This window comes from Streptomyces sp. NPDC002537, assembly GCF_053594975.1.
On sequence record NZ_JBSFWT010000025.1, the window covers coordinates 78,071 to 84,251 of the forward strand.

General features: G+C 72.8%; 7 protein-coding genes. 3 read left to right on the top strand and 4 right to left on the bottom strand.

From position 1 onward, the window contains the following. The first annotated feature begins 51 nt into the window (after positions 1-51). Positions 52-630, top strand: a complete 579-nt coding sequence (locus tag ACWD4A_RS14510; protein ID WP_451193669.1) for an NADAR family protein — start codon at positions 52-54, stop codon at positions 628-630. A gap of 72 nt (positions 631-702) precedes the next feature. Here the strand turns inward: ACWD4A_RS14510 and ACWD4A_RS14515 are convergent, their stop codons facing one another. Further along, positions 703-1,536, bottom strand: coding sequence for a DUF4190 domain-containing protein (locus tag ACWD4A_RS14515; RefSeq protein WP_451193654.1), 834 nt, complete (start codon positions 1,534-1,536; stop codon positions 703-705). 108 nt (positions 1,537-1,644) lie between these two features. On the opposite strand from ACWD4A_RS14515, the gene ACWD4A_RS14520 reads away from it, so the two are divergent. Beyond that, a complete protein-coding gene (locus tag ACWD4A_RS14520; RefSeq protein ID WP_451193656.1) occupies positions 1,645-2,679 on the top strand; it encodes an adenosine deaminase in 1,035 nt (344 codons plus the stop codon). A gap of 36 nt (positions 2,680-2,715) precedes the next feature. Next, positions 2,716-3,441, top strand: a complete 726-nt coding sequence (locus ACWD4A_RS14525) for a glycerophosphodiester phosphodiesterase (protein WP_451193657.1) — start codon at positions 2,716-2,718, stop codon at positions 3,439-3,441. A 29-nt stretch (positions 3,442-3,470) separates the two neighbouring features. Here the strand turns inward: ACWD4A_RS14525 and ACWD4A_RS14530 are convergent, their stop codons facing one another. From ACWD4A_RS14530 to ACWD4A_RS14540, 3 genes are all read right to left on the bottom strand, one after another. Next, positions 3,471-4,388, bottom strand: a complete 918-nt coding sequence (locus ACWD4A_RS14530; RefSeq protein ID WP_451193658.1) for a hypothetical protein — start codon at positions 4,386-4,388, stop codon at positions 3,471-3,473. Between the two features lie 245 nt (positions 4,389-4,633). Continuing rightward, entirely contained in the window at positions 4,634-5,821 is a 1,188-nt protein-coding gene (locus ACWD4A_RS14535) for a polyamine ABC transporter substrate-binding protein (RefSeq protein ID WP_451193659.1), read from the bottom strand. Further along, positions 5,812-6,018 (bottom strand): hypothetical protein, encoded by a 207-nt coding sequence (locus ACWD4A_RS14540; protein ID WP_451193661.1) that lies wholly within the window; start codon positions 6,016-6,018, stop codon positions 5,812-5,814. The genes ACWD4A_RS14535 and ACWD4A_RS14540 overlap by 10 nt, the downstream gene beginning before the upstream one ends. Positions 6,019-6,181: the final 163 nt, after the last annotated feature.

Consider the following 6,181-nt stretch of genomic DNA (forward strand, 5'->3'; position numbering starts at 1 on the left):
ACCCGAAATTCAGGGCCCTTGTCAGTGGCCGGTGCCAGAATGGCGGACATGATGATCAACGGGGGCGAGAACGGCGCCGACGCACGGTCGGTGGCGGAGCTGAGAGCGGCCGTCGCGCGCGGGGAGCGCGTCAAGTACGTCCATTTCTGGGGCCATCGGCCGCGGCCGGACGGGCGGGTGGGGCACGGCTGCTTCAGCCAGTGGTGGCCGTCGCCGTTCACGGTGGACGGAACGGTCTACGCCACGGCCGAGCACTGGATGATGGCGGGCAAGGCGCGGCTCTTCGGTGACGCGGAGGCGGAGGCCCTGGTCCTCGCCGCCGGACACCCCGAGCAGGCGAAGGACGCGGGCCGCGCGGTGCGCGGCTTCGACGAGGAGCTGTGGCGGCAAAGCCGCTTCGGGCTGGTCGTCGAGGGCAGCGTCCACAAGTTCGCGCAGCACGCGGAGCTGGGCGCATATCTGCTGGGCACAGGCGAGCGGGTGCTGGTGGAGGCCAGCCCGCTCGACCGGATATGGGGCATCGGCCTGGCCGCCGACGACGAACGGGCGGACGACCCGGCACGCTGGCGCGGGGAGAACCTGCTGGGCTTCGCCCTGATGGAGGCCCGGCGGCGGCTGCGGGCGTCCTGAGCCTCGCCGGCCTCGCCCGCGGCGGAGGCCGGGCCGATGTCCTCCGTCAGAGAACGATGCCAGAGGACGATGTCAGAGGCCGCTCGGTGACGGCCGGTCCACGACGAGATGGGCGCCGTAGGTCGAGCCGGGCTCGTCCTGCGGGGCCGGGCCGTCGTCGCTCGTGTCCACGCTCAGGTAGAAGCTGAGCAGCAGGACGCTCGCGACGAGCGCCACGCCGCCGAGGATCAGCCCGGCGAGGGCCTGCCCTCCGTTGTCGGCCTCGCCGTTGCTCACCTTGGAGCGGCCTATACCGCCGAAGATGACCGCGAGTATGCCGAGCACGACGCCCAGCACGACCGACGGCGACAGCACGGTACCGACGATGCCCAGCACGAGGGCGGCCACCCCGAGGCCGTTGGCCGGCGCGGGCCCCGCGCTCTGCCAGCCGTTCCCGTAGGCGCCCGCGGGATAACCGTAGGAGCCCGGCGCGAACGCACCCTGTCCGTACGCGGCCTGCTGCCCGTACGGCACGCCCTGGCCATAGGGCGGCTGCCCGTACGGGACCGGGCCGCCGGGGGCCTGGCCGTACGGCGGCAGCCCGTACGGGTCCCCGGCGTACGCGCTCGGGGTGCCCGGACCGGTGGGCGCCTGCGGAACCGGTGGCACGGCATGGCCGGACGGCGGAGCCGGGGGCCCCGCGGACCAGCCGGGCGGGGCCGCCCGCGGAGAGGGGAAGGAGGGGTACGCCGACGGCGTCGGCAGGCCGGGCGCCGAGGGCGGGGCGACGGTTCGCTGTCCGGGCACGGGCCGCGCGGCGGGCTTGTCGAGCGGCACGCGCCGCTCCGGCGGAGCCCAGGGGTCGCGGTTCGGCGACTCCGGCTGCTCGTCGGCCACGGCGCCCGTGTCGGAGCCCTTGTCGGACATGGTCCTCCCCAGTCGGTTCCCCGTCATGCTAAGGCCTGGGCCCGGGGTCCGTACCCGCCGCGCATACGATGATCGGCACCTGTCGACCGCGCAGTCCTGGAGGCCCACATGTCCGCACTCGACCCGTTCATCACCGGGCTCCCGAAAGCGGAGCTGCACGTGCACCATGTGGGATCGGCGTCCCCGCGCATCGTCGCCGAGCTGGCCGCCCGGCACCCCGACTCCCCGGTGCCCACCGACCCGGAGGCGCTCGCGGACTTCTTCACCTTCCGCGACTTCGCGCACTTCATCCAGGTCTACCTGTCGGTGGTCGACCTCATCCGGGACGCCGAGGACGTGCGGCTGCTGACGTACGAGGTCGCCCGCGACATGGCCCGGCAGAACATCCGCTACGCCGAGCTCACGGTGACCCCGTACAGCTCGACCCGGCGCGGCATCCCGGACGCGGCGTTCGTGGAGGCGATCGAGGACGCCCGCAAGGCCGCGGAGAACGAGCTGGGCGTGATACTGCGCTGGTGCTTCGACATCCCGGGCGAGGCCGGTCTGGAGGCCGCGGAGGAGACGGCCCGGATCGCCTGTGAGCTCAAGCCCGAGGGCCTGGTCTCCTTCGGGCTCGGCGGCCCGGAGATCGGGGTGCCGCGGCCGCAGTTCAAGCCGTACTTCGACCGGGCCATCGCGGCCGGTCTGCACAGCGTCCCGCACGCGGGCGAGACCACGGGGCCGCAGACGATCTGGGACGCCCTCACGGACCTGCGCGCGGAGCGCATCGGCCACGGCACGAGCGCGCCCCGGGACCCGGAGCTGCTGGCCCACCTCGTCGAGCACCGCATCCCGCTGGAGGTCTGCCCCACCTCCAACCTGGCCACCCGCGCGGTGACCGACCTGGAACAGCACCCCGTCAAGGAGATGTTCGCCGCGGGCGCCCTGGTCACCGTCAACAGCGACGACCCGCCGATGTTCGGCACCGACCTCAACCGGGAGTACGGGGTCGCGGCCCGGCTGCTGGACCTCGACGCCCGCGGCGTCGCCGAGCTGGCCAAGAACGCCGTCGAGGCGTCCTTCATGGACGCCACGGCCAAGACCGCGCTGCGCGCGGAGATCGACGCCTACACGGCCTCCTACGCGGCGAGCCACCTGAAGTAGCCCTCGAAACCCCGGTACTCCGGCCACAATGACGGCATGATCACCGCGAACACCACGGACACCAGGGACAGCGCTCCCGCCTGTATCGCCGTCGCCCACCGCGGCGATCCGTACGTCCACCGCGAGAACACCCTGCCGTCGATCCGCTCGGCGCTGCGGGCGGGGGCGGGAGCGGTCGAGGTCGACGTACGGCTGACACGGGACGGCGTGCCGGTGCTCCTGCACGACGCGACGCTGGAACGGCTGTGGGAGCGGCCCCGGTTCCTGGGGTCGCTCTCCGCCGCCGAGCTGCGGGGGCTGACCGGCGGCGGGGTGCCGACGCTGCGCGAGGCGCTGGCGCTCGCCGAGGCGGAGGCGGCCCCCGGGCAGCGGCTGTTCGTCGACCTCCCCGACCCGTCCGCCGCGGAGGCGGCCGTCGCCGAGGTCCACGCGAGCGGGGCGACCGGGCGCGTGTACTACTGCGCGGGCCCGGAGTCGATGCTCGCCGTCCGCCGGGCGGACCCCGACGCGGAGATCGCGCTCACCTGGACGACGCTCGCCCCGCCGCGTGCGCCCCTGCTCGGCCTGGTGCGGCCGCGCTGGCTCAACTACCGCTTCGGACTGGTGAGCCCGGACCTCGTCGCCCGCAACCACGCCGACGGCTTCCTGGTCTCGGCGTGGACGGCCGACACCCGCTTCACCATGCGCCGTCTCCTCGCCGCGGGCGTCGACTCCATCACCACGAACCGCGTGAGCGCGCTGCGGTCCCTCCTGCCGGCCTGAGCGAGGCTCCGCCCGCCCGGCCGCCGGGTCTAGCCCACGCCGAGCGGCTCCCAGGGATTCGTCAGCACCGCGTCGTCCCCGATGGGCAGCCCGCTCGACCACCCGTGCTCGGGGTCGCTCACGGAGAACTCCCGCGGCGTGAGGCAGTCCAGCCGCAGCGCCTCCGGCTCCGCCACCCCCGCACCCCGCGTACGCGCCGTCAGCCACGTGCCGTCGTGCCCGAGGGCCCTGGGCACGAGGACATCGACCCGGTACCGGGCGGACGCGACCCCCGGGCCGGGCGCCAGACCACGATCGGCCAACGAATGCGCGTAATGGCCGGGAGAGTTGACCGAAATAGCCATGCCGCCGGGTATGCGGCGGTCGTGGTGCGGCCCCCCATGGGCGCTCGTGTACAGCATGCGCGTCCCGGCCTTGAAGAGGGCCGGACCGCCGTCGGCGCGGCGCAGCGGGAGCGCCTCGGCGTAGACCGTGTCGTATTCGACCGGCGCGCATTCGGAGAGGTACGTCCCGGCCAAGGCCAGGCATATCTCGCCGAGTTGACGGCTCGGGCGCGCGTACGCGAGCCGGCGGTCGAGGAAGACGATCAGGAAAGCACTGGACTCCCCCTTGATCGCCCGCCGTTTCCAGGCCGCCCGCGCCGTCCAGACCTTGGCCGCGAGGTGGTCGTGGCCGCGGTCGAGGTCCTCCTCGTGGATCCAGCAGAAGTCGATGCGGTTCCGCTTCGTGACACCCGCCCCGCGTCCGACCCTCGCCACGAACCGGCCGAACGAACACGGCTTCGCCCGGTCGAGCCAGTCCAGCAGGGCCGCTTCCCGCTCGTCCGGGCGGACGCCCGGCCCGAACATCTCCCCGTGCGCCGCGTCGACGTCCGCCCCGAAGCCGGTGGTGCGGGCGACTTGCGGGAGGGCCTCCAGGGCCTCCGCGACGGAGGGCCATGCGGGCATGCCAAAACTGTTGCCGTCCACTGCGATCACTCCCCCGGTGGTCTGCACACCGATGACATCTCGGCGATCTCGACAGTCTGACCATCTGCGAGATCACCGGTCAAGAGCAGAACCGGCGACGGAATCCGTGGCGAGAATTGCGCGAGTAAACGAATTCAGCCACTCTCAACATGCTTTCGGCAAGGCGGCGTTGAGCATTCCCGACGGGCCCCGACGGCGTCCGGCCGGGGCGGGACCCCGCCGGCTCAGAGGCCCACGATCTCGTTCCACTCCTTGGTGAACCCGGGGCGCTCCCTGGCGCTCATGTCGCGCGCGGTGGCGAGCCGCGAGCGCATCTCCTCGGTGGGGAAGACCAGCGGATTCCCGGCGAGCTCGGCGAGGTCCTTCTCCTTGGACGCGGCCAGCACCTCGCGCGCCGCCGGGACGGGGCACACGTAGTTGACCGCGGCGGCCAGCCTGGCGGCGACCTCGGGCCGGTAGTAGTAGTCGATGAGGTCTTCCGCACTGCGCTTGTGCGCGGCGAGGTTGGGGATCATCAGGCTCTCCGCCCACAGCTCCGCGCCCTCCTCGGGGACCACGAACTCGATGTCGGGGTTGTCGGCCTGGAGCTGGATGATGTCGCCGGAATACGCCTGGCAGGCCAGGACGTCGCCGGAGGACAGGTCCTTGATGTAGTCGTTGCCGGTGAACCGGCGGATGTGGCGCTTGCGGACCAGTCCGCGGAGCTGATCGGTCATCCTGTGGAAGTCGTCGGCCGTCCAGCGGGTGACGTCCGCCCCGTTGCCCTGCATGAGCAGCGAGAACGCCTCGTCCATCCCGGCGAACAGGGTCACCCGCCCCCGCAGGTCGTCCTTCCACAGGTCGGAGGTGTGCCGGATCTCGCGGCCGAGCTTCTTGCGGTTGTAGGCGATGCCCGTGATGCCGGACTGCCAGGGGACGGCGTGCAGCCGTCCGGGGTCGAAGGACGGCTTGCGCAGCAGCGGGTCCAGCTCGCGGGCCACGTTCGGCTGCCGGGACCGGTCCATCTCCTGGACCCAGCCCAGCCGGACGTAGCGCGCGCACATCCAGTCGCTGACCACGACGAGATCCCGCCCGGTGGGCTGGTGGTTCATCAGCGCGGGGCTGATCTTCCCGAAGAACTCGTCGTTGTCGTTGATCTCCTCGGTGTACTTCACCGAGATCCCGTCGGCCTTCTCGAAGCCCTCCAGCGTGGGGCGTCGCTGGGGGTCCTTCTCGTCGGTGTCGATGTAGAGGGGCCAGTTGGCGAAGACCAGCCGCCTGTCGCTCGCGGAGCGGTCCTTCGCGGCCCGGTCCCCGGGCTGGACGTACGCGGCGGGCACCCCGCACCCGGCGAGTGCGGCGGCCCCCGCGCCGGCGCCCAGCGCGCGCAGCAGGGACCGGCGGGACAGGGTCTTCACGGGGCTCACTCGCATTTCGGCAGCATGGCGGGTCGGATCTTCGCGGACAATGTACGGCCTGTCCGGGAGCGGCTCTCCTCCCCCGACACCTTGACGGGGCAGGCCGCCGGAGCGAGCAGCCCGTGGGCGGTGAGCGCGACCAGGGCGCACAAGGCGGCGCCCTTGACGGTGTCGGGGAATCCGGCCGCCGTGCCGACCCGGGCAGGCGCCACCGGGCGCATCGCCCAGGGCATCGATGATACCGGCGACCAGGCCGCTGCCGACGTCCACGGCGGACAGGGGGCCGGCAGGGCCGGGGGCGCCGGGTGACGCGGCGGAAGCCCGGACCGGGCCCCGGGAGGGCCGTGGAAAACGGCCGCGGCCCCACCGGAGTCC

Bases quoted from the DNA above. Each gene is read 5' to 3' on its own strand.
- ACWD4A_RS14525 (WP_451193657.1), top strand. From the start codon at position 2,716: ATGATCACCGCGAACACCACGGACACCAGGGACAGCGCTCCCGCCTGT.
- ACWD4A_RS14515 (WP_451193654.1), bottom strand. From the start codon at position 1,536: ATGTCCGACAAGGGCTCCGACACGGGCGCCGTGGCCGACGAGCAGCCG.
- ACWD4A_RS14530 (WP_451193658.1), bottom strand. From the start codon at position 4,388: ATGCCCGCATGGCCCTCCGTCGCGGAGGCCCTGGAGGCCCTCCCGCAA.
- ACWD4A_RS14510 (WP_451193669.1), top strand. From the start codon at position 52: ATGATCAACGGGGGCGAGAACGGCGCCGACGCACGGTCGGTGGCGGAG.
- ACWD4A_RS14520 (WP_451193656.1), top strand. From the start codon at position 1,645: ATGTCCGCACTCGACCCGTTCATCACCGGGCTCCCGAAAGCGGAGCTG.
- ACWD4A_RS14535 (WP_451193659.1), bottom strand. From the start codon at position 5,821: ATGCGAGTGAGCCCCGTGAAGACCCTGTCCCGCCGGTCCCTGCTGCGC.